Genomic DNA, 19,454 nt, shown 5'->3' on the forward strand with positions numbered 1-19,454 from the left:
CTGATCGTCGACCACCTGACCATGCGGTTCGGCGGCCTCACCGCCGTCAACGACCTCTCGTTCAAGGTCGGGCGCGGCGACATCACGGCCCTGATCGGCCCCAACGGCGCGGGCAAGACCACGGTCTTCAACTGCATCACGGGCTTCTACAAGCCGAGCGAGGGCATGATCCGCCTAGTGCAGAAGGGCGGGGAGACCTACCTCCTCGAGCGCCTGCCCGGCCATGACGTGAACCGGCTCGCCCGCGTCGCCCGCACCTTCCAGAACATCCGCCTGTTCCCGCGCATGACCGTGCTGGAGAACCTGCTGGTGGCCATGCACAAGCCGCTGATGCGCGCCTCGGGTTTCTCGATCCTCGGCATTCTCGGCCTGCCGGCCTATCGCAGCGCGGAGAAGGCGGGAATCGAGAAGGCCGCCGCCTGGCTCGACCGGATCGGTCTCACGGCGCGGGCCGACGATGCCGCCGGCGACCTGCCCTACGGCGATCAGCGCCGGCTCGAAATCGCCAGGGCCATGTGCACCGATCCGGTGCTGCTCTGCCTCGACGAGCCCGCCGCCGGCCTCAACCCGCGCGAATCCTCGGAGCTGAACACCCTGCTGCGGCTGATCCGGGACGAGTACGACACCTCCGTCCTCCTCATCGAACACGACATGTCGGTGGTGATGCAGATCTCCGACCGGATCGTCGTGCTCGATTACGGCACCAAGATCGCCGACGGCACGCCCGACGACATCCGCACCGATACCCGCGTCATCGCCGCCTATCTCGGCGTCGACGACGAGGAGGTGGCGGCGGTGGAGGCCGAGGTCGGCCTGACGGGAACGCAAGCATGAGTGTCGCCGGCATCAACGTCCTCGTGGAGGAGACCCGCGCGCTTCAGGCGCCGCTCCTCGATGTGCGCGGCGTCTCTGCCTATTATGGCAGCATCCAGGCCCTGAAGGGCGTCGATCTGCACGTGAACGAGGGCGAGATCGTCGCCCTGATCGGCGCCAACGGGGCCGGCAAGTCGACCCTGATGATGACGATCTTCGGCCAGCCGCAGGCACGGACCGGCAGCATCACCTATGCGGGCCGCGACATCACCCGCATGGCGACGCACGAGATCGCGCGCCTCAACATCGCCCAGTCGCCGGAGGGGCGGCGCATCTTCTCCCGCATGAGCGTGCGCGAGAACCTGCAGATGGGCGCGGCCCTGCATGACGGGCGCTATTTCGCCGAGGATCTCGAGCGCATGTGCGTCTTGTTCCCGCGCCTGAAGGAGCGGCTCGACCAGCGCGGCGGCACCATGTCCGGCGGCGAGCAGCAGATGCTGGCCATCGCCCGCGCCCTGATGAGCCGCCCGAAGCTCCTCATGCTCGACGAGCCGTCGCTCGGCCTCGCCCCGCTCATCGTGAAGCAGATCTTCTCGGCCGTGCGGGAGCTCAACGAGCGCGAGGGGCTCACCGTCTTCATCGTCGAGCAGAACGCCTATCACGCCCTCAAGCTGGCCCATCGCGGCTACGTCATGGTGACGGGCGCGGTGACGATGAGCGGCACGGGCCGCGAACTCCTCGACAACCCGCAGGTGAAGGCCGCCTATCTCGAAGGGGGCCAGCATTGAGCGGGTCGGCAATGACGCCCCCACCCTCTCCCCCCTGCGGGAGAGGGTGCCTGCGGAGCAGGCGGGAGAGGGGGCGCCCTCTCCGGAGCCGTCGCTCCCCTCTCCCGACCCGCTTCGCGGGCCACCCTCCCCCGCTGAGGGGGGAGGGAAAGCGCGTCCCGCTTCGGATGGCATCGGTAGGCAAGGCATCATGACCGAGACCCTGTCCCTCGACACGCCCAATCTCGGCATCTTCCTCCTCGTCACCCTGGCGATGGGCGGGGGCGCGGCCTGGATGGCGGGCAGCAGCTTCGCCAGGGGATGGCGTCCGTTCTGGCAGTGCGTGCTGGCGGGGCTCGCCATCGCTGCGGTCTCGCGCTTCCTGCATTACGCCCTGTTCTCGGGTACGCTACTCTCGCCGGCCGGCTACGCCCTCGACGCGGTGGTGATCCTCGCCATCGGCGCGCTCGGCTACCGGGTCACCCGCACCCGGCAGATGACCACCCAGTATCGCTGGCTCTACGAGCGCACCGGCCCGCTATCCTGGCGGGACCGGCAAGGGACGTGAGCCCGACACATCTTCGTGCAACCATGCGCCAAGCGGGACACGTTCAATCCGCCGCGCTGATCGAGGGGAAATGACCATGAAGACACTGATGGCGATGAGCGTGGCGCTGGGTGCGCTGATGCTGGCGGGTGCCGCGCAGGCCGAGATCAAGATCGGCGTGGTCGTCCCGGTCACCGGCCCCAACGCGGCCTTCGGCGCGCAGATCAAGACCGGCGCGACCCAGGCGATCGCCGATATCAACAAGGCCGGTGGCGTCAACGGCGAGAAGCTCGTCATGACCGTGGGCGACGACGCCTCCGATCCCAAGCAGGGCGTGTCGGTGGCCAACAAGTTCGCTTCCGAGGGCGTGAAGGCCGTGGTCGGCGCGTTCAATTCCGGCGTCTCGATTCCGGTCTCCGACGTGCTGCAGGAGGCCGGCATCATCGAGATCAGCCCCGCCTCGACGGCGATCAAGTATACCGAGCGCGGCAACTGGAACACGTTCCGCACCTGCGGTCGCGACGACCAGCAGGGCGCGGTGGCGGGCGCCTACCTCGCCGACAAGTTCAAGGGCAAGAAGATCGCCTTCGTCCATGACAAGACCCCCTACGGACGCGGGCTGGCCGACGAGACCCTGAAGGCGCTCAAGGCCAAGGGCGGCACCAACGTTATCTTCGAGGGCATCAACCCCGGCGAGAAGGACTTCTCCTCCCTCGTCTCGAAGCTGAAGCAGGCCGGCATCGACGTGGTCTATTTCGGCGGCCTCTATACCGAGGCCGGGCTCCTGATCCGCCAGATGCGCGACCAGGGCCTCGCCGCCCCGCTCATGGGTGGCGACGGCATCGCCGACCGGGAATTCTCTCAGGTCGGCGGTCCCGGTTCGGACGGCACCCTGATGACCTTCTCGCCCGACGCCCGCAAGAACCCGAAGGCCAAGGCCACCATCGACTCCTTCAAGGCTATGAACTTCGATCCCGAGGGCTACACGCTCTATTCCTACGCCGCCGTGCAGATCCTGAAACAGGCGATGGAGGCGACGAAGTCGAGCGACGGGCAGAAGATCGCCACCTACATGCAGCAGGGCAAGCCGTTTGACACCGTGATCGGCGACATCTCCTACGACAAGAAGGGCGACATCACCCGGCCCGACTACGTCATGTACATGTGGAAGAAGGGCGCCGACGGCGCCATCAACTACGCTGGCAACGAGGTCCCGTAGAACTACGCTTACCCCTCTCCCCGCCGGGCGGGGAGAGGACGTCGTCCTCCCCTTGTCGGGAGGCGGCGTGAGCCCGGCAGGGCGAGGGTGAGGGGGTGACTCCGGGTATGGCTCCTCCAGCCAAGCCCCCTCACCGTCGGCTGCCGCCTCGCCGCGCTGACGACAGGGGTGTCGCTTCCCTCTCCCCGCGTGCGGGGAGAGGGAGTGCGCGCCGGCCTTTCGGAACAGAACCCGTAGGGCATAGTCTTCCGCCTCTCCCCGCGTGCGGGGAAAGGCAGTGCTCACCGAGACTGCCTCAAGGCGTCGGGCTTTCCCCGTGCTGGCCGTCGAGCGCCACGTCGGCGCTGGGCACGCTCTCGTTCACGGCCTGCGCCCGGCGGATGTCCGGTGAGGTCGCTTCCGCGAGGAGGTCGGCGAGAGCCGTGTCGAGGGCGGCGGTGCGGGTCTGCTGGCTGCCGAGCCGCCGGATCGAGACGGTGCGCTCCTCGCCTTCCTTGCGGCCGACCACGAGCATGACCGGCACCTTGGCCAGGGAATGCTCGCGGACCTTGTAATTGATCTTCTCGTTGCGCAGGTCCGACTCGACCCGGAGCCCGGCGCGGTTGAGCGCGGCCACCACCTCGCGGGCGTAGCCGTCGGCATCTTGCGTGATCGTCGCCACCACCACCTGAACCGGCGCGAGCCAGAGCGGGAAATGGCCGGCGAAATGCTCGATCAGGATGCCGGTGAAACGCTCCAGCGAGCCGCAGATCGCCCGGTGGACCATGACCGGAGCCTTCTTCTGGCTGTCGGCATCGACGTAGAACGCCCCGAAGCGCTCCGGCAGGTTGAAATCCACCTGGGTCGTGCCGCACTGCCAATCGCGGCCGATGGCGTCGTGGAGCACGTATTCGAATTTCGGCCCGTAGAAGGCGCCCTCGCCCGGGCTGATCTCGGTCTTGATCCGGCCGCCCGACTGCTCCTCGATCTGTGCCAGGACGCGGGTCATCACCTCCTCGGCATGGTCCCACAGGGCATCCGAACCGACCCGCTTCTCGGGCCGGGTCGAGAGCTTCACCACGATGTCGCCGAAGCCGAAATCGCTGTAGGTCGAGAGGATCAGGTCGTTGATCTTGAGGCATTCGTCGGCGAGCTGGTCCTCGGTGCAGAAGACGTGGGCATCGTCCTGGGTGAACCCGCGCACGCGCATCAGCCCGTGCATGGCGCCCGAGGCCTCGTAGCGGTGGACGATGCCGAACTCGGCCATGCGCAGGGGCAGGTCGCGGTAGGATTTCAGGCCGTGCTTGAAGATCATCACATGGCCGGGGCAGTTCATGGGTTTGAGCGCGAACCAGCGCTTGTCCTCAGCCTCGTCGCCCGCACTTTGCGCGGCGAACATGTTCTCCCGGTACCAGTCCCAGTGGCCGGAGGTCTCCCAGAGCGACTTGTCGAGGATCTGCGGCGCGTTCACCTCGGCGTAATCGCCCTTCAGGCGCCGGCGCATATAGGCGATGAGCTCCTGAAAGATGGTCCAGCCCTTGGCGTGCCAGAACACGACGCCCGGCCCCTCCTCCTGGAAGTGGAACAGGTCCATCTCGCGGCCCAGGCGCCGGTGGTCGCGGCGCTCGGCCTCCTCGAGCCGGTGGAGATAGGCGTCGAGGTCTTCCTTCGTGGCCCAGGCGGTGCCGTAGATGCGGGTCAGCATCGGGTTGTTGGAATCGCCGCGCCAATAGGCGCCCGCCACCTTCATCAGCTTGAAGGCGGTGCCGACCTTGCCCGTCGAGGTCATGTGCGGGCCGCGGCAGAGGTCGAACCATTCGCCCTGGCGATAGATGTTCAGGTCCTCGCCGGGTGGGATCGCGTCGACGAGCTCGACCTTGTACCGTTCGGCTTTCGACTCGAACAGCGCCCGCACGTCGTCGCGCTTCCACACCTCCTTGGTGAAGGGGGCGTCGCGGGCGATGAGCTCGCGCATCTTCGCCTCGATCTTGGGGAAGTCCTCGGGCGTGAACGGCTGGTCGCGGGCGAAATCGTAGTAGAACCCGTTCTCGATCACCGGGCCGATGGTGACCTGGGTCTCCGGCCACAGGGATTGCACGGCCTCCGCCAGGACGTGGGCGCAATCGTGCCGGATCAGTTCCAGGCTGCGCGGGTCGGCGCGGTCGAGGAACTCGATGCGCACGTCCGAATCGATCAGGTCGTCGAGATCGCGGACGCGCCCGTCGAGGGCCATCGCCACGGTGCGCTTGGCGAGGCTCTTGGCAATGCCCTCGACCACGGTACGGCCGGTCACCGCGGCGTCGTAGCTGCGGGTGTTGCCGTCTGGGAATGTCAGGATGGGCATCGGATCGGGTCTCCTTGCGCTCACTCCTGCGAACGAGGCAGGTAAGCGGCTGGTGTTCGGATGGCGCGCGCTCGGCGCGAGGGGCGCGGTCTAGACCGTTTCGCAGGAGGAAGAAATCCGCGCGGGCCATCGACCGGCCTTTTACGGGCTCTCGCGGACGTGAACGCACTTCCGAGACGATCCGGGTCGGTTGATACAAGCTGCGATTGACAAGCTTCCGGCCCCATCCGCCCATTCACGCATCACGGAACCGGGATGGCCGGCAGCGGGCGGATGCTCGTGCCGGTTCGCCGAGAAGGTCCGATCAAGCAGGCCGGCCCGAAAGGCGACCGGCCGAAGGGAGAGTATCGATGGCGAATCCAGCTTCCGCCGCTGCCGCCGAGCCCGTCCCGGCGGCGGAGACGCCCGCGCGCCGGTTCTGGCCGCAGGGCTGGTGGCGGATCGTCGATGTCAAGATCGGCATCATTCCCCTGCCGGTCTATCTCATCCTCGTCGCCCTCCTCGCCGTCCTGACCTCGGAGGGCGAGATCAAGCCCGATGCGCCGACGATGATCGCGGTGCTGGCGCTCGGCGGCTTCACCTGCGCCGAGATCGGCAAGCGGCTGCCGGTCCTGAAGAATATCGGGGCGGGCGCGATCTTCGCGACCTTCATCCCCTCGGCCCTGGTCTATTACATGCTGATCCCGACGCCGCTGGTGAAGGCGATCACGGATTTCACCAAGTTCACAAACTTCCTCTACCTGTATATCGCCACGATCATCGTCGGCAGCATCCTGGGGATGGACCGGGACGTGCTGATCAAGGGCTTCCTGAAGATCTTCGTGCCCCTGGCGGCCGGCTCCGTGGCGGCGGCCTGCGTGGGCACGCTGGTCGGCACCCTGCTCGGCCTCGGCGCCTATCACACCTTCTTCTTCATCGTCGTGCCGATCATGGCCGGCGGCGTCGGCGAAGGGGCGATCCCGCTCTCCATCGGCTACGCCGCCATCCTCGGCCAGGGCCAGGGCGACGTGTTCGCGCAGGTTCTGCCTCCCGTCATGCTCGGCAGCCTGACGGCGATCGTGCTGGCCGGCACCCTCAATGCCGTGGGCAAGCGGATGCCGCATCTCACCGGCGAGGGCCGGCTCCAGCCGGACCGGGACAACGACGTCACCGCCGCCAAGGTCGAGGACGCGCCCGTGGATGCGGCGACAGTGGGAGCGGCCGCGCTCACCGCCGTGACGCTCTACCTCCTCGGCGTGATGATGCACCACCTCACCGGGCTCCCCGCTCCCGTGGCGATGCTGTTCCTCGCCGTGCTCGCCAAGCTCGCCAGCGCCGTCTCGCCACGCCTCCAGGCCGGCGGCTTCGTCGCCTACAAGTTCGTCCAGATCAGCATGACCTATCCGCTGCTCTTCGCCATCGGCGTGTCGATGACCCCCTGGGACAAGCTGGTGGCGGCGTTCACGCTGGCGAACCTCATCACCATCGTCTCGACGGTGGTGACGCTGATGGCCACCGGCTTCCTGGTGGGACGCCGCCTCGGCATGTACCCGATCGAGACCGCCATCGTGAATGCCTGCCACAGCGGCCAGGGCGGCACCGGGGACGTGGCGATCCTCACCGCCGCCAACCGCATGGCGTTGATGCCCTTCGCCCAGATCGCCACCCGCATCGGCGGCGCGCTGACGGTGACGGGGACGCTGGTGGTGATGCGCTGGGTCAGCGGGGGCTGAGGGGAGCGGCCACGACGACCTCCGTCCTTACCGAATTCGCGATGAAGCACTCCTCATGCGCGGCCTCGTGGAGCGCCGCGAGCCGTTCGGCATCCGGGGCGGTGCCGGCCCAGTCGATGTCCGGGCGGAGCGTGACCCGCGTCACCGCACGACGTCCGGGCCTCGTCTCCTCCAGCACGCCCTCGGCATGGTCCCGATAGGCGGTGACGCCGAATCCGGCGAGGCGCGCGAGATGGAGGAGGGTCAGCATGTGGCAGCTCGACAGCGCCGCGACCAGCATCTCCTCCGGGTCGACGGCCTCGCGAGCGGCCCATTTCCCGACCACGTGCTCCGATGCGGTGCCGGCGAGCGTCACGCCGCCATCGAACGTCACTGTGTGCCCCCGGCCGTAACGCCCGGCGGCGAAATCCTCCCCGGGCTTCAGGGCCCAGGCGACATCCGCGATATGGGTCGACATGCAGTGTTTCTTCCGTCGCATCGCCGGTGATGGGGCAACGCTACCCTCCCGCGCGCTCGTCTTCCACCGCCTCGCACGCAAACGGCGATGGCGGCGCGTTCACTCCGCGCCAGCGCCCATAGGTCCAGGGGGCGTACCAGGCCGAGCGCGGCGGCAGGGTCTCGGGCACGATGTCGATGCCATGCGTGCCGAACGGGCCGCAGCGGCAGATGCGCGAGAACCCGATCCAGCCGCCCGGCCACAATCCGTGCCGGCGGATCGCCTCGTCGGTGTAGTCCGAACAGGACGGCCAGTGCCGGCATTGCCGGCCGATCAGGCCCGACAGGGTGAGCTGGTAGCCCCGGATCGCCCAATGGGCCGCGCGGCGGACCATGGCTCTATTCGGCGGCCTGGGCCTTGGCGGCGACCTGATCGAGGGCATTCACCACGGCATCGAAGGTAAGGAGGGTCGAGGCGTGGCGCGCCTTGAAGTCCCGCACCGGCTCGAGCACGGCGAGGTCGGCCCACTCGCCCTGCGGTGCCGGCCCGTTCTCCTTGAGCATGCGCCGCACCGTGTCGCGCACCTCCCGCAACTCGTCCGCCTTTGCGCCGACCACGTGGCGGGCCATGAGCGAGGATGACGCCTGGCCCAGGGCGCAGGCCTTCACCTCATGGGCGAAGTCCGTCACCGTGCCGTCCTTGACCGAGAGATCGACGGTGACGGTGGAGCCGCAGAGCTTGGAATGGGCGGTGGCGCTGGCATCCGGTGCGTCGAGCCGGCCAAGACGCGGGATGTCGGCGGCGAGTTCGAGAATGCGGCGGTTGTAGATATCGTCGAGCATGGGGGGCGTCCTGCCGGATGGAGCCGGCTTCCGATCACGATGGTCTGATCCGCATTCCCCGCATTGCGCGGCGGCGCGATAACGACGATATAGGCGCCAGCGTACCGTTTCGCGAGGAGGCGGTTCGTCGACCAGGGTCGCGCCCACGGCCAAGGAAATTCTCATCGTTCGGGCGCCGGCCTGCGGCAACGCGGCTGAAAACGCGACCGAGATGGTTCGACGATGTACGCAAAACCAGATAGTTCGACGATGAACGCACGTGTCGCCCGTGCGGGAGATGCCATGGATGCCGCGCTCAAATCCCTTTCCTACCGGCTGACCGAGACGGATCATCAGGGAATGGACCCGACTGCCAAGGCTGTACCCGCGCCCCTGAACGGGATGCGCAACGACAATTCCCGCCCCGTGGAGGCCCCCGCCGAGGTCGCCCCCCTGCCCGCTTCGGCCAAGCGCGTGCCCGATGCCGTGGCCACCGGCCGCCCGAGCCGGGAGGAGGCCGAGGCCGCCGTGCGCACCCTGCTGCGCTGGGCCGGTGACGACCCGAGTCGTGAGGGTCTCAAGGACACGCCCGCCCGTGTGGCGAAGGCCTATGGCCAGCTCTTCGGCGGCTACGAGCAGGATGCCGATGCCCTGCTCGAGCGCGTGTTCGAAGAGGTCGAGGGCTATTCCGACATCGTCCTCGTGCGCGACATCCCGTTCTATTCCCATTGCGAGCACCACATGGTGCCGTTCATGGGCCTCGCCCATATCGCCTATTACCCCACCAAGGGCGTGGTCGGCCTGTCGAAGCTCGCCCGCGTGGTCGACACCTTCGCCCGCCGCCTGCAGACGCAGGAGACCATGACGGCCCAGATCGCCGACGTGATCGAGAGCATCCTCAAGCCGCGCGGCATCGCCGTGATGGTGGAGGCCGAGCATCTCTGCATGGCCATGCGCGGCGTGCAGAAGGCCGGCGTCTCTACCCTGACCACGCAGTTCCGCGGCGTGTTCAAGGACGATGCCAACGAGCAGGTCCGGTTCCTGACCCTCGTCCGCAACAACAAGAACTGACGCGGGCATTCCACGCGATGACGGTGAGCCAAGCTTCCGCCGCGCCCGGTGGGTTCTCCCTGCCCGGTTCGCGCAAGGATGTGGAGGAAGGCGGAACGCTGACCCCGCGCTTCGACGCGAACGGTCTCGTCGCCTGCATCGCCGTCGATGCCCATGACGGCCGGGTTCTGATGCTCGCCCACATGAACGCCGAATCCCTGCGGCTCACCCTCGAGACCGGCGAGGCCTGGTACTGGTCGCGCTCGCGGAGCGAGCTTTGGCACAAGGGCGCCACGAGCGGGCAGGTCCAGCGCGTCGTCGAGATGCGGGTCGATTGCGACCAGGACGCGCTCCTGATCTCGGTGGAGGTCGGGGGCGACGGCGGATGTTGCCATACCGGGCGACGCTCCTGCTTCTACCGCGCCGTCTCCCTCGATCCGGTATCCGGCGAGGCCCTGCTCGGACCCGCCGGGCCGTGACCTGGGATGGGCTGTCCTTTCGCGGGGTCGCCCTCTACCGCCAGGGCATGCTGTCTACCCTGTCGCAGAAGCCGGTCTTTCCACGGGGCAATGTCGAGCCCGTAGCCGAACAGCCGCCGCCGCGACCGCGAATCGGCCTCGCTCTGGGCGGCGGTTCCGCGCGAGGCTGGGCGCATATCGGCGTCATCGAGGTGTTGGAAGAGGCCGGCATCCACCCCGACATGGTGGCCGGCTGCTCCATCGGTGCCGTCGTGGGGGGATGCTACGCCGCCGGCAAGCTCGATCTGCTCAAGGATTTCGCCCTGTCGCTGACGCGGCGGCGGGTCATGGGGCTCCTCGACCTGCGCCTGGGGTCTGGCCTCATCGCCGGCGAGCGGTTGAAGCGCCGCCTCGAAGGCGATCTCGGCACGCGGCGGGTGGAGAACCTGCCGATTCGCTTTGCCAGCGTCGCGACGGATCTCGGCTCGGGCGACGAGGTCTGGCTGACCCGTGGCTCCCTGGTGGAGGCGATCCGGGCCTCCTACGCCCTCCCCGGCCTGTTTCCCCCGGTGCGTCTCGACGGGCGCCTGATGATGGACGGAACGCTGGTGAATCCGGTGCCGGTCAAGCTCGCGCGCGGGCTCGGGGCCGAACTGGTGATCTGCGTGAACCTCAACGGCGATCCGCGGACCGAGCCCGGTCTGGTGATCGGGCCCGACGGCGACGGGGCCGCCTCGCCGGCCCTGCCCCTCACCACGTCGCGCCGGGGGTGGAACCTGCTGAACCGCATGCGCGGCACCGGTCGGCGCGGGCCGGCGCCACGCCCTGCCCCGCCCCGCGAACCCGGCCCTCCCGGCATGGGGCGGGTCATGTTCGACGCGTTCAACATCACCCAGGACCGGATCTCGCGGGCGAGGCTGGAGCGGGACCCGCCGGATCTCATGCTGTCCCCACGCCTCGCGGAGATGGGCTTGTTCGAGTTCCACCGCGCCGAAGAGGCGATCCTTCTCGGGCGGGACGCGGCCAAGGCCGCGCTGCCGCGCATCAGGGAACTCGTGGCCCTTGCGGCCGAACGGGTCTGAGACCCCAGCTGGCGCGATCGACGCCGCGTCAGGCCATGGTGATGTAGTCGCGCATGGCCTGATGCTCCGCCTCCACGGCGGCGATCCGGCGCTTGACCACGTCACCGATGGAGACGAGGCCGGCGAGCCGCCCATCCTCGACCACCGGCACGTGGCGGAAGCGCCCGTCGGTCATCAGCTGCATGACCTCCTCGACGGTGCTCGACCGGGTGCAGGTGGTCACGGACGCCGTCATGTGCTGCGAGATCGGCGCATCGAACGCCCCCGCGCCCTGGCGGGACAGAGCCCGGATGATGTCCCGCTCGGACAGGATGCCGAGGACCGCACCCTCGTCATTGCTCACGACGATGGCGCCGATCCGCTTCTCGGCGAGGAGATGGATGGCGTCGTCCAAGGTCCGGTTCGGCTCCACAGTGACGACTGAGCCGCCCTTCTCGGAAAGGATGCGTGCGACGGTCATGACCATGATCTCCCATAGGCTGTTACGCGGGCCGGGTTGATCCCGGCGCATCACGGAATTGTGTGACGTCATCTCTGACGTGACAACCCACGGGACCGCCCTTCCGATGCCGAAACATGCGGAAAAATTACGCTTTTGCGCCTCTTGATCGGTCAAGCATCGGAAAGAGGAAAAATCCTGCCAAGAACCCGCCCAGATGGGCGTCCCACGCCACCGTGGAGGATTCGGCTCCCAGCGGCAGTGAAATGATCCCGAAGACGAAGTTGGTGACGAGCCAGATACCCAGGAACATCACCGCCGTGCGGTTCCTCAGCAATTCGGGAATGGTCTGAAGGGGCGGATGTGCCACGCGCTGCCAGGGGTGGCCGGCAAGGAAGGATGGAGGCGGTTGGAACACGAAGCGCGCGGCGGCGGCCATCATGGCCGAGACCCCGGCCGAGGCGCCGATCAGCGGGGCGGTGCTGAGCGGATCGATGGCTACGTGCAGGATGCCTCCGGCCACCGCGCCGATGAGTCCGAGCAGACCATAGCGCCAGGGGCCGCATCGCCGCGCCACGGGGGAGCCGAAGGCGGCGAGCCAGACCACGTTGATGATGACATGCATCCACGAGTCATGCAGCAACGCATATGTGGCGAAGGTCCAAAGGCTCGCCGAAGGATTGACCACCGCATCAGCGGAGGCGGGAGCTGCCTTAGACAGGATCTCCGCGACCCGATCCGGGTCTACCGAGGCCAGCCAGCGCCCTGGGATCAGGGCCAGGTCCAGGAGAAGCCTGATGTCCCATTCGTCCGGCAGGACGAAGTCCCGTAGGGCATGGAGGCCGAGCAGGAGGGCGATCGATGCCGTCACCGCGCCGGGCATGTTGAAGACGGGGACGCGGTTTTGGCGCGGCAGATCGGGCATGGCATCCATGGCGTCACCATGTCGGCGCGGATGCTGCCGCCGCAAGCCCTCGGTCCATGCAAATTCAGGCGAGCGGCGCGCGATTTGGGCGAAGCGCCGACCCTACCCGAACGCTTCGACCCTGCTGGACATCGCCGCGATGGCTGCCCGGCGGCAGCGTGAGCCTGGCGCGTTAACCCTAATCAAAGCTTAAGCGAGCGTGCCGCCTTGGACGGGCATAAGGTGTGCGCAGGCTTGTTAACCGAACCGTCCGCTGTGTCCAGCGCTGCGCGGATCGGGCCGATTTCGAACAGGTCCCCCCGGGGGCCGTGCCACGACGGGACACCATGAAGCATCCGACCAGCCGTATGCTCTACCATTACTGGGACCGGCTTCGTGGTACGCGGGCCGCGCCCGAGAGGAGCGAGATCGAGCCCGGCGAGATCCGCAACCTCCTGTCCGAGAGCCTCATTCTGGAACTCGACATGGCGCGTTCCGCCGCGACGGTCAGGCTTGCGGGAACCCGCGTCTGCGCGTTGTTCGGGCGTGAATTGCGCGGCAGCGCCTTCGCCGCCATCTGGGGCGAGGGGCAGGCCGATCCCTGGCGTCTCGTGGAGACGGTGGCGGTCGATACGGTCGGGATCGTCGCGGGTCTGCGCGGGATAACGCAGCGGGACGAGCAGATCGACCTCGAACTCCTGCTCCTTCCCCTGCGCCACCGTGGGCAAACCCAGGTCCGCTTGCTCGGAGCGCTCAGCCCCAAGGTGGTTCCGCAATGGCTGGGGCTGCGCCCCGTGGAACGGCTCGAATCCGTGTCCCTGCGCGTCCTCGATCCGACTTACGACGTCATCGACCTCGCCAGGAGCGACGCCGCGTCAAATCTCAGGAACCTGCCGCAACCCGCCAATGACAGCCTGCCGGTGCGTCGCGGCCACCTGATGGTGCATCCCGGCGGGCGGGTCTGATCGGCTTTTGACGGATGGTGCGTGGGACGCGTCTATCCCGGCAAAGATTTTCGTAACCAAGAGACCTGTACGATTGTGCTGACGACGATCCAACCCGAGTGCGGATTCCGCGATGATCGAGGCTCTCGCGCAGACTGAAGCGAAGCCGGTTCGCTTGCTGCGGCCGTCGGATCTGCGTCGTCATCAGCGGGTCAAGGTCGCCCTCCTCGGCCGTTACATGCTGGCCGACCGCCGCGAATTTCCCTGCCAGACCGTCGACATGTCACCGGGCGGCGTCCGCCTGACCTGCGCGGTACTGGGAGAACTCGACGAGCGCGTCGTGCTGTATCTCGAGAGTATCGGCCGCATCGAGGGGACCATCGCCCGGTTCCCCAGCGGCGGCATCGCGGTTCGCCTGAATGCGACTCAACGCAAGCGCGACAAGATCGCGTCCCAGCTCACCTGGATCTCCAACCGCGAGGCCCTCGGCCTGCCCGAAGGGCGCAACCACGAGCGTCTCACGCCCCAGGAAACCGGGGTGACGGTGAAGCTCGAGGGCGGGCGCGAGGTCGCCGCCCGTATCATCGACGTCTCCCTGTCCGGCGTCGCCCTCTCGACCCAGGCGCAGCCACCGATTGGAACAAGCGTCATGGTGGGGCGGACGCCGGGTCGCGTGGTGCGCTACTTCGAGGGCGGCATCGGCGTGGGTTTCATGCTCCCGATCTCGCCCGACCTGTTCCATGAGGGCCTGACGCTCTGAGAGCGTCCCCCCGCCTCGCCTCGGCTTGAGAGCGCCGCCTCTTCGGGTTCTGCCGACAGTTCGGTCGTCCTGGCGTCGGCGAGATACGGTCCAACAGGTCGGATCCTCCCGGCTCGGGATGGCCGTGCCGGCTTTCCTCGTCGTTCGTTCCGACATCCACGGCGCCCGGGCAAGGTGGGGATGAGATCCTCGCCGATCGCATCCGCCTCGTCATGGTTACGGTTTGCCTGACGCGATCGCGCCAATGCGAGTCCTTGGTTCAGCCGCCGGTTGGCTTTGTCCGCCAGCGGCTAGGCTTCGAGGTCGGATCGATAAAATTGCGCCGATCCGTTTCAGCGCAGCACAGGAAGCGTGGCGGCATCGTGGTCCTCGTTGGACGAGGTGGTCGCGATGGCACGGACGAAAACATTCTTGCTGGGGATGCTCGCGGCGCTGGCGATGTTCGGCGCCGGGGCGTCACAGGCCCAGACCATGGCCGCCCTGCCCTCGCCCTCGCAATCCGCCGATGTTCTCGGTGCCGCCCGCCCCATCGTCGGCTGGGTGTCGTTTTGCCAGCGTTACCCGGCCGAATGCGCCATCGACGCGAATGAGCCGTCCCGTATCGCCCTCACCCCCGCCACTTGGAGCTTGATCGTCTCGGTCAACCGTCGGGTGAATACCGGTCTGCGCGCCGTCACCGATTCAGAGCATTGGGGCGAAGCCGACCGCTGGGACCTCGCCGAGGACGGAATGGGAGATTGCGAGGATTTCCAGCTCGTCAAGCGCAAGCGCCTCGCCGATGCCGGCCTGTCCCGCCGCGCCATGCGGATGACCGTGGTCATCGACGAGAAGGGCGAGGGCCATGCCGTGTTGACGCTCCTGACCGACCGTGGCGACTTCATCCTCGACAACAAGACCAGCGAGATCCTGCCCTGGTATCGGACCGGTTACGTCTTCATCAAACGCGAGAGCCAGGATTCCGTGGCCTGGGTGTCCCTGGGCGGCGTCACGTCTCCGGTGACCACCGCGAACCGCTGAACCGGATTCTCCGGGGTTGCCGGAAAACATCACATTTCTGCCCTGGAACTCCCGAGCCAGTGGGAAGTTAATTCCGGTTTAACTTTTGGATTGAGCCCCAGCTCAGGGCGTGCCAGTTTCTTGCCTTCGGCAACGAATGGCAGGGCGACCGGAATGCGGCACGCGATTCTGCGAGGCGTCGACGGCGGAAGCTTCTCGGGAAGCGGGCTGTTGAGACGGGTCGGCCGTGCGGCCAGGGTCTCCCTGGTGGGCTCCATCCTGCTCCTCGGCGGGGCCGCCACGCAAGCGCGCCCGGTCGCCGCCCTCCCCAATGCGCCGGCCGTGAACGAGAATGGCGGCGCCCGGCCGGTGGCGGCCTGGAACGGGTTCTGCGCCAAATACCCCGCCGAATGCATCGTCGACACGTCGCAGCCAGCGATCATCGCCCTCAACCCGGCGATCTGGCGTACGCTCACCAGCGTCAACCGTCGTGTCAACGCACGTATCCATCCGATCACCGACATGGCCCATTGGGGCGTCGTCGACCGGTGGGACTTTCCCGATGACGGTTTCGGCGATTGCGAGGATTTCCAGCTTCTGAAGCGCAGGATGCTGGTGGAGCGCGGCCTCCCCCGTCGTGCCCTACGGATGACCGTCGTCATCGACGATATCGGCGAAGGCCATGCGGTCCTGATGGTCCGCACCGACAAGGGCGATCTCATCCTCGACAACAAGACCACCGCGATCCTGTCCGCGCCCCGCACCGGCTACACCTACGTCAAGCGTGAGGGCCAGGACAGCATGGCCTGGGTCTCGCTCAACGGCGTCGCCTCGCCGGTGGCCACCGCCAACCGCTGATCGATCGTGGCCTCGATCCGCCCTTCGCTGGTCCTGACCCGGACGGACGAAACGCGAGGCTCCGCGACGTCTCGCATTGAGCCGCTGGCGCGGCTCGTTCCGCTCAACCGGTGATCATGTGGGCGAGATTGAGGGCGATCCGGCCCGAGAGCAGGCTCCAGCCGCAGGCGATGATCGTCGCGATCATGACGAAGGGGATCGGACGGCCCTCGATCCGGCGACCGCGGACGGTGTTGCGCAGGATGATGAAGGGAGCACCGAAGGCCAGGATCGGCAGAGCCGCCACCGCCCCGACACCGCCGCGTTCCAGCAGGCTGAAGCTCGCGCGGCGGTCGGAGACGAGCTCGAAGGCGCTGGCGAGGAGGCCCGACAAGGCGAGACCGACACACAGGGTCCGAATCGATTCGATGGCGGAGGGGCTGATGTCCATGGCGCGCTCGACCGTTGACGACGGATTGAGCGTGCACTCTGCCAGAGCGTTTACGAGTTGTTAAGGATTTCCCGGCGTCAGGATTGGCCGACGCACAAGGAGAACTACGCGGATTCCAGCGTCATGCGGATCGCGGCTCCGGAGAGCCCGCGATCGAGGTGCGAGGCCTCTCGGCCGGCCAGCTTCAGTCTTCGAGATCGATGTCGAGAATCGCCATGGCGAAGTTGAACGAGCGATCGCCGTCCTCGTCGTCGACGGAGACCACACCGAGGAACTCTTCGCCGATATAGACTTCGGCCGAATCGTCCTTCTTGGGGCGGGCCACGAGGCGGATATTCGTGTTGGCGAACGTCCGGCGCATAAAATCCTGGACCTTCGCGATGTCGGTCTTGTTCACGCTTTCGCCTCTTGCTTCGTCGGTGGTCGGTGGAGGCGGGACCGGTTCGAGCGGTCCAGCGCCTCGGGATGGGCACCGCTTGCCATGCCGCTTCGCGCCGGGCAAGCGCGGGCAAACGGGTTCAGATGCCTTCGGCCATGTGGATGAACTGGTCGATATTGACGAACTGGTCCATGGCGCGGGCCGGTTCGGCGCAGCCGGCGGTGCCGACCACGCGGGCGGGCACGCCCACCACCGTGGTATGGGCCGGAACCGGGCGCAGGACCACGGAGCCGGCGGCCACGCGGGCATACTCGCCCACTTCGATGTTGCCCAGGATCTTGGCGCCGGCACCGATCATGACGCCGCGGCGGATCTTGGGGTGGCGGTCGCTGCCCTGCTTTCCGGTGCCGCCGAGGGTGACGGCGTGCAGGATCGAGACGTCGTCCTCGATCACGGCGGTGGAGCCGACGACGACGCCGGTGGCGTGATCGAGGAAGATACCACGTCCGATGCGGGCGGCGGGATGAATGTCGGTCTGAAAGACCTCGGACGAGCGGCTCTGCAGGTAGAGCGCGAGGTCGCGGCGCCCGCTGGTCCAGTACCAGTGCGCGAGACGATGGGCCTGGATGGCGTGGAAGCCCTTGAAGTACAGGACGGGTTCTATGGCCCGCGCCGCCGCGGGGTCGCGATCCAGCACGGCCCCGATATCGGCGCGGAAGCTGTCACCGATGCGTGGATCGGCGGCGATGGCCTCGTGGAAGCCATGCGCCACGAGTTCCGCCGGCAGCGAGGGATGGCCGAGACGCGCGGCGACGCGGTGGGACACGGCGGCTTCGAGCGTCGCCTGGTTGAGGATGGTCGCCACGATGAACGAGGCGAGTTGAGGCTCCTCGCGAACCACGGCTTCGGCCTCGCCGCGCAGGCGCGACCAGACCGGATCGACGGTCCCGGCGATGGATTCGTGTCCGATCGCGGGATTCGAGAGTGGGCTGGCGGACATGGACTCCTCCGCAATGCGGAATCTGAGGCGAACGGCGCGGCCCGGACGGCTGGATCGCCTCGTCCAGGCCCGGACGGCCTTGTCGGGAACCGATACGGGAGAACGCTCTCCCCCGAGGTCAAGGGCGGACGGAGCACTCCGTTCCCTCGGGCTCTCCCCATAGCGTGGGGAAAGGCATCCCCGGTATCAAGGGGTTCTCGCCCGTACCGATGGCCGGTCAGGCACTGCGCCGGTAATCCGCCGATCCGAAACGCGCGTCGATCACGGCGGCGAGCCGGTCGATCATCTCTTCCAAGGCGACGTCGGATGTGTCCACCACCGCCGGGGCACGGGCATAGAGCGGCTCGCGGCTGAGCAGCACGGCGCGCAGCTCCTGCATGGCCGAGGCATGATCCCCCGTGGTGGCGAGTTTTCCCTGGTCGCGCACGCGCTGCATGTGCTCCTCGGGCTTGGCCCGAAGCCAGACCGTGAAGAAGGCCTGGAGGAGGAGGTCGTATGTCAGGGGCTCGGCGACGATGCCTCCGCTCGTGGCGAGAATCATCGGGCCGGGATGTTCGGTCAGCCGCCGCAGGGCGGCCTGTTCGAGGCGGCGATACCCCTCCTGGCCATAGATCGCGAAGATCTCCTTCACGGACAGCGCATTCTCGCGCTCGATCTCGGCGTTGAGCTCGATGAAAGTCCAGCCCAGGCGTTCGGCTACCCGGCGGCCGAGGGTCGATTTCCCCGCTCCGCGCAGGCCGACCAGGGCCACCCGCGGCATCGGGGTCTCGCCGTTGGCCGTGGCGTGGCCGGACAGGATGCCCTTCGCCAGCGTGATCTGTTCCGCCGATGCGGTCGCGAGGAGATCGCGGATCACGTGCCAGTCCGGCGGGGTGTCCTGCACGGTGATCATGTCGTCGAGCCGCACGCCCATCGCATCCGCCACTCGGCGCAGCAGGATGATCGAGACGTTGCCCTGCCCGCTCTCGAGCTGGGCGATGTAGCGCTCCGACAGCCCCGAGGTCTGGGAGAGGAGTTTTCGTGAAAGGCCACGCACCGTCCGCGCGTGCCTGACACGCCGACCGAGTTCGGCCAGGAAAATCGATTCTTGTTCAGCCGCGCCGGCCATGCCGTCGTCCGTCTTCCGTGTTCGCGTCCCGGACCTGACCGTCCCGGAGGCTGATGACCTCACCATATCCCGCCACGCGATCCTCACTCGGCACGAAGTTCGTGCTGGCGAGATCGATTGCAGCGGGCTCCCGAGCGCCGGTCGCGGTCCTTTGTTCCATGGTCGTTCGACCAAGATCAGGCTCGCGACTACGCTTCACTATCGTCGGCGTTGGGCTTGATGTCCAAGACTTGCACTTCACGCTTCACGTTGGAAGCCCGATCTTGCAAGACCGTGGTCTCTGAATGCCGCACTGCACCATGTGATGTGGGCTTGCGTCATACGCAAGCGAAACATGTGTTGGCTTTGCCGCAATCAGCGTGGCCGAGGGAGCTTTTGCGTGGCGTGGTTTCGAAAAACGATATTCGC

General features: G+C 67.3%; 22 protein-coding genes. 12 read left to right on the forward strand and 10 right to left on the reverse strand.

Annotated elements, in window-relative coordinates:
• Positions 1-21: 21 nt before the first annotated feature.
• From ASF08_RS05550 to ASF08_RS05565, 4 genes are all read left to right on the forward strand, one after another.
• The gene (locus ASF08_RS05550; RefSeq protein WP_051074405.1) at positions 22-834 is read left to right on the forward strand and encodes an ABC transporter ATP-binding protein; all 813 of its coding nucleotides are present in this window, start codon (positions 22-24) and stop codon (positions 832-834) included.
• Positions 831-1,601 (forward strand): ABC transporter ATP-binding protein, encoded by a 771-nt coding sequence (locus ASF08_RS05555; protein ID WP_056142363.1) that lies wholly within the window; start codon positions 831-833, stop codon positions 1,599-1,601. Before ASF08_RS05550 ends, ASF08_RS05555 begins: the two co-directional genes overlap by 4 nt.
• Positions 1,602-1,791: 190 nt before the next feature.
• On the forward strand, positions 1,792-2,148 hold the full coding sequence (locus ASF08_RS05560) for a DUF6867 family protein (protein WP_018044027.1): 357 nt from the start codon (positions 1,792-1,794) through the stop codon (positions 2,146-2,148).
• Positions 2,149-2,218: 70 nt separating this feature from the next.
• Complete coding sequence (locus tag ASF08_RS05565; protein WP_373321233.1) at positions 2,219-3,346, forward strand: branched-chain amino acid ABC transporter substrate-binding protein; 1,128 nt, start codon at positions 2,219-2,221, stop codon at positions 3,344-3,346.
• A gap of 295 nt (positions 3,347-3,641) precedes the next feature.
• On the opposite strand, the gene thrS is transcribed toward ASF08_RS05565, so the two are convergent.
• Positions 3,642-5,669 (reverse strand): threonine--tRNA ligase, encoded by a 2,028-nt coding sequence (gene thrS / locus ASF08_RS05570; RefSeq protein ID WP_056142365.1) that lies wholly within the window; start codon positions 5,667-5,669, stop codon positions 3,642-3,644.
• A gap of 350 nt (positions 5,670-6,019) precedes the next feature.
• On the opposite strand from thrS, the gene ASF08_RS05575 reads away from it, so the two are divergent.
• The gene (locus ASF08_RS05575; RefSeq protein ID WP_056142368.1) at positions 6,020-7,381 is read left to right on the forward strand and encodes a 2-hydroxycarboxylate transporter family protein; all 1,362 of its coding nucleotides are present in this window, start codon (positions 6,020-6,022) and stop codon (positions 7,379-7,381) included.
• Here ASF08_RS05575 and ASF08_RS05580 read toward each other — a convergent pair.
• The 3 genes from ASF08_RS05580 to ASF08_RS05590 are packed head-to-tail and all read right to left on the reverse strand — an operon-like array spanning position 7,368 to position 8,659.
• Positions 7,368-7,838: an OsmC family protein gene (locus ASF08_RS05580; RefSeq protein ID WP_056142372.1), complete on the reverse strand. Its 471-nt coding sequence runs from the start codon at positions 7,836-7,838 to the stop codon at positions 7,368-7,370. The two genes, ASF08_RS05575 and ASF08_RS05580, sit on opposite strands and share 14 nt — an antisense overlap.
• A 40-nt stretch (positions 7,839-7,878) precedes the next feature.
• A complete protein-coding gene (yidD, locus tag ASF08_RS05585) occupies positions 7,879-8,211 on the reverse strand; it encodes a membrane protein insertion efficiency factor YidD (RefSeq protein ID WP_056142375.1) in 333 nt (110 codons plus the stop codon).
• Between the two features lie 4 nt (positions 8,212-8,215).
• The gene (locus tag ASF08_RS05590; RefSeq protein WP_027173118.1) at positions 8,216-8,659 is read right to left on the reverse strand and encodes an iron-sulfur cluster assembly scaffold protein; all 444 of its coding nucleotides are present in this window, start codon (positions 8,657-8,659) and stop codon (positions 8,216-8,218) included.
• Positions 8,660-8,881: 222 nt separating this feature from the next.
• Between ASF08_RS05590 and folE the strand changes: the two genes are divergently transcribed.
• From folE to ASF08_RS05605, 3 genes are read left to right on the forward strand one after another with little or no spacing between them, the layout of a single operon-like run.
• The gene (gene folE / locus ASF08_RS05595; protein WP_026175978.1) at positions 8,882-9,709 is read left to right on the forward strand and encodes a GTP cyclohydrolase I FolE; all 828 of its coding nucleotides are present in this window, start codon (positions 8,882-8,884) and stop codon (positions 9,707-9,709) included.
• 17 nt (positions 9,710-9,726) lie between these two features.
• The gene (gene hisI, locus ASF08_RS05600) at positions 9,727-10,167 is read left to right on the forward strand and encodes a phosphoribosyl-AMP cyclohydrolase (RefSeq protein WP_018044035.1); all 441 of its coding nucleotides are present in this window, start codon (positions 9,727-9,729) and stop codon (positions 10,165-10,167) included.
• On the forward strand, positions 10,164-11,228 hold the full coding sequence (locus tag ASF08_RS05605; protein WP_156629469.1) for a patatin-like phospholipase family protein: 1,065 nt from the start codon (positions 10,164-10,166) through the stop codon (positions 11,226-11,228). Before hisI ends, ASF08_RS05605 begins: the two co-directional genes overlap by 4 nt.
• Before the next feature lie 28 nt (positions 11,229-11,256).
• On the opposite strand, the gene ASF08_RS05610 is transcribed toward ASF08_RS05605, so the two are convergent.
• A complete protein-coding gene (locus ASF08_RS05610; protein ID WP_026175981.1) occupies positions 11,257-11,688 on the reverse strand; it encodes a CBS domain-containing protein in 432 nt (143 codons plus the stop codon).
• A gap of 127 nt (positions 11,689-11,815) precedes the next feature.
• Positions 11,816-12,601, reverse strand: coding sequence for a rhomboid family intramembrane serine protease (locus ASF08_RS05615; protein WP_056142379.1), 786 nt, complete (start codon positions 12,599-12,601; stop codon positions 11,816-11,818).
• Positions 12,602-12,918: 317 nt separating this feature from the next.
• On the opposite strand from ASF08_RS05615, the gene ASF08_RS05620 reads away from it, so the two are divergent.
• The 4 genes from ASF08_RS05620 to ASF08_RS05635 all read left to right on the forward strand — a co-directional run bounded on the left by ASF08_RS05620 (position 12,919) and on the right by ASF08_RS05635 (position 16,129).
• Positions 12,919-13,536: a PAS domain-containing protein gene (locus ASF08_RS05620; RefSeq protein ID WP_056142383.1), complete on the forward strand. Its 618-nt coding sequence runs from the start codon at positions 12,919-12,921 to the stop codon at positions 13,534-13,536.
• 112 nt (positions 13,537-13,648) lie between these two features.
• Positions 13,649-14,275 carry a PilZ domain-containing protein gene (locus tag ASF08_RS05625; protein WP_018044040.1) on the forward strand — a complete coding sequence of 209 codons (627 nt, stop codon included), beginning with the start codon at positions 13,649-13,651 and terminating at the stop codon, positions 14,273-14,275.
• Positions 14,276-14,695: 420 nt separating this feature from the next.
• A complete protein-coding gene (locus tag ASF08_RS05630; protein WP_147832148.1) occupies positions 14,696-15,292 on the forward strand; it encodes a transglutaminase-like cysteine peptidase in 597 nt (198 codons plus the stop codon).
• Between the two features lie 153 nt (positions 15,293-15,445).
• Entirely contained in the window at positions 15,446-16,129 is a 684-nt protein-coding gene (locus ASF08_RS05635; protein ID WP_056142388.1) for a transglutaminase-like cysteine peptidase, read from the forward strand.
• 103 nt (positions 16,130-16,232) lie between these two features.
• Here the strand turns inward: ASF08_RS05635 and ASF08_RS05640 are convergent, their stop codons facing one another.
• The 4 genes from ASF08_RS05640 to ASF08_RS05655 all read right to left on the reverse strand — a co-directional run bounded on the left by ASF08_RS05640 (position 16,233) and on the right by ASF08_RS05655 (position 19,112).
• Entirely contained in the window at positions 16,233-16,559 is a 327-nt protein-coding gene (locus tag ASF08_RS05640) for a DUF6949 family protein (protein ID WP_056142390.1), read from the reverse strand.
• A 184-nt stretch (positions 16,560-16,743) separates the two neighbouring features.
• Positions 16,744-16,956, reverse strand: a complete 213-nt coding sequence (locus tag ASF08_RS05645; protein WP_018044045.1) for a DUF3126 family protein — start codon at positions 16,954-16,956, stop codon at positions 16,744-16,746.
• A 121-nt stretch (positions 16,957-17,077) separates the two neighbouring features.
• A complete protein-coding gene (cysE, locus tag ASF08_RS05650; RefSeq protein ID WP_018044046.1) occupies positions 17,078-17,938 on the reverse strand; it encodes a serine O-acetyltransferase in 861 nt (286 codons plus the stop codon).
• Positions 17,939-18,155: 217 nt separating this feature from the next.
• Entirely contained in the window at positions 18,156-19,112 is a 957-nt protein-coding gene (locus tag ASF08_RS05655) for a helix-turn-helix transcriptional regulator (protein ID WP_081612664.1), read from the reverse strand.
• Between the last annotated feature and the right edge of the window lie 342 nt (positions 19,113-19,454).

The organism is Methylobacterium sp. Leaf85 (genome assembly GCF_001422125.1).
GTDB classification, from domain to species: domain Bacteria; phylum Pseudomonadota; class Alphaproteobacteria; order Rhizobiales; family Beijerinckiaceae; genus Methylobacterium; species Methylobacterium bullatum.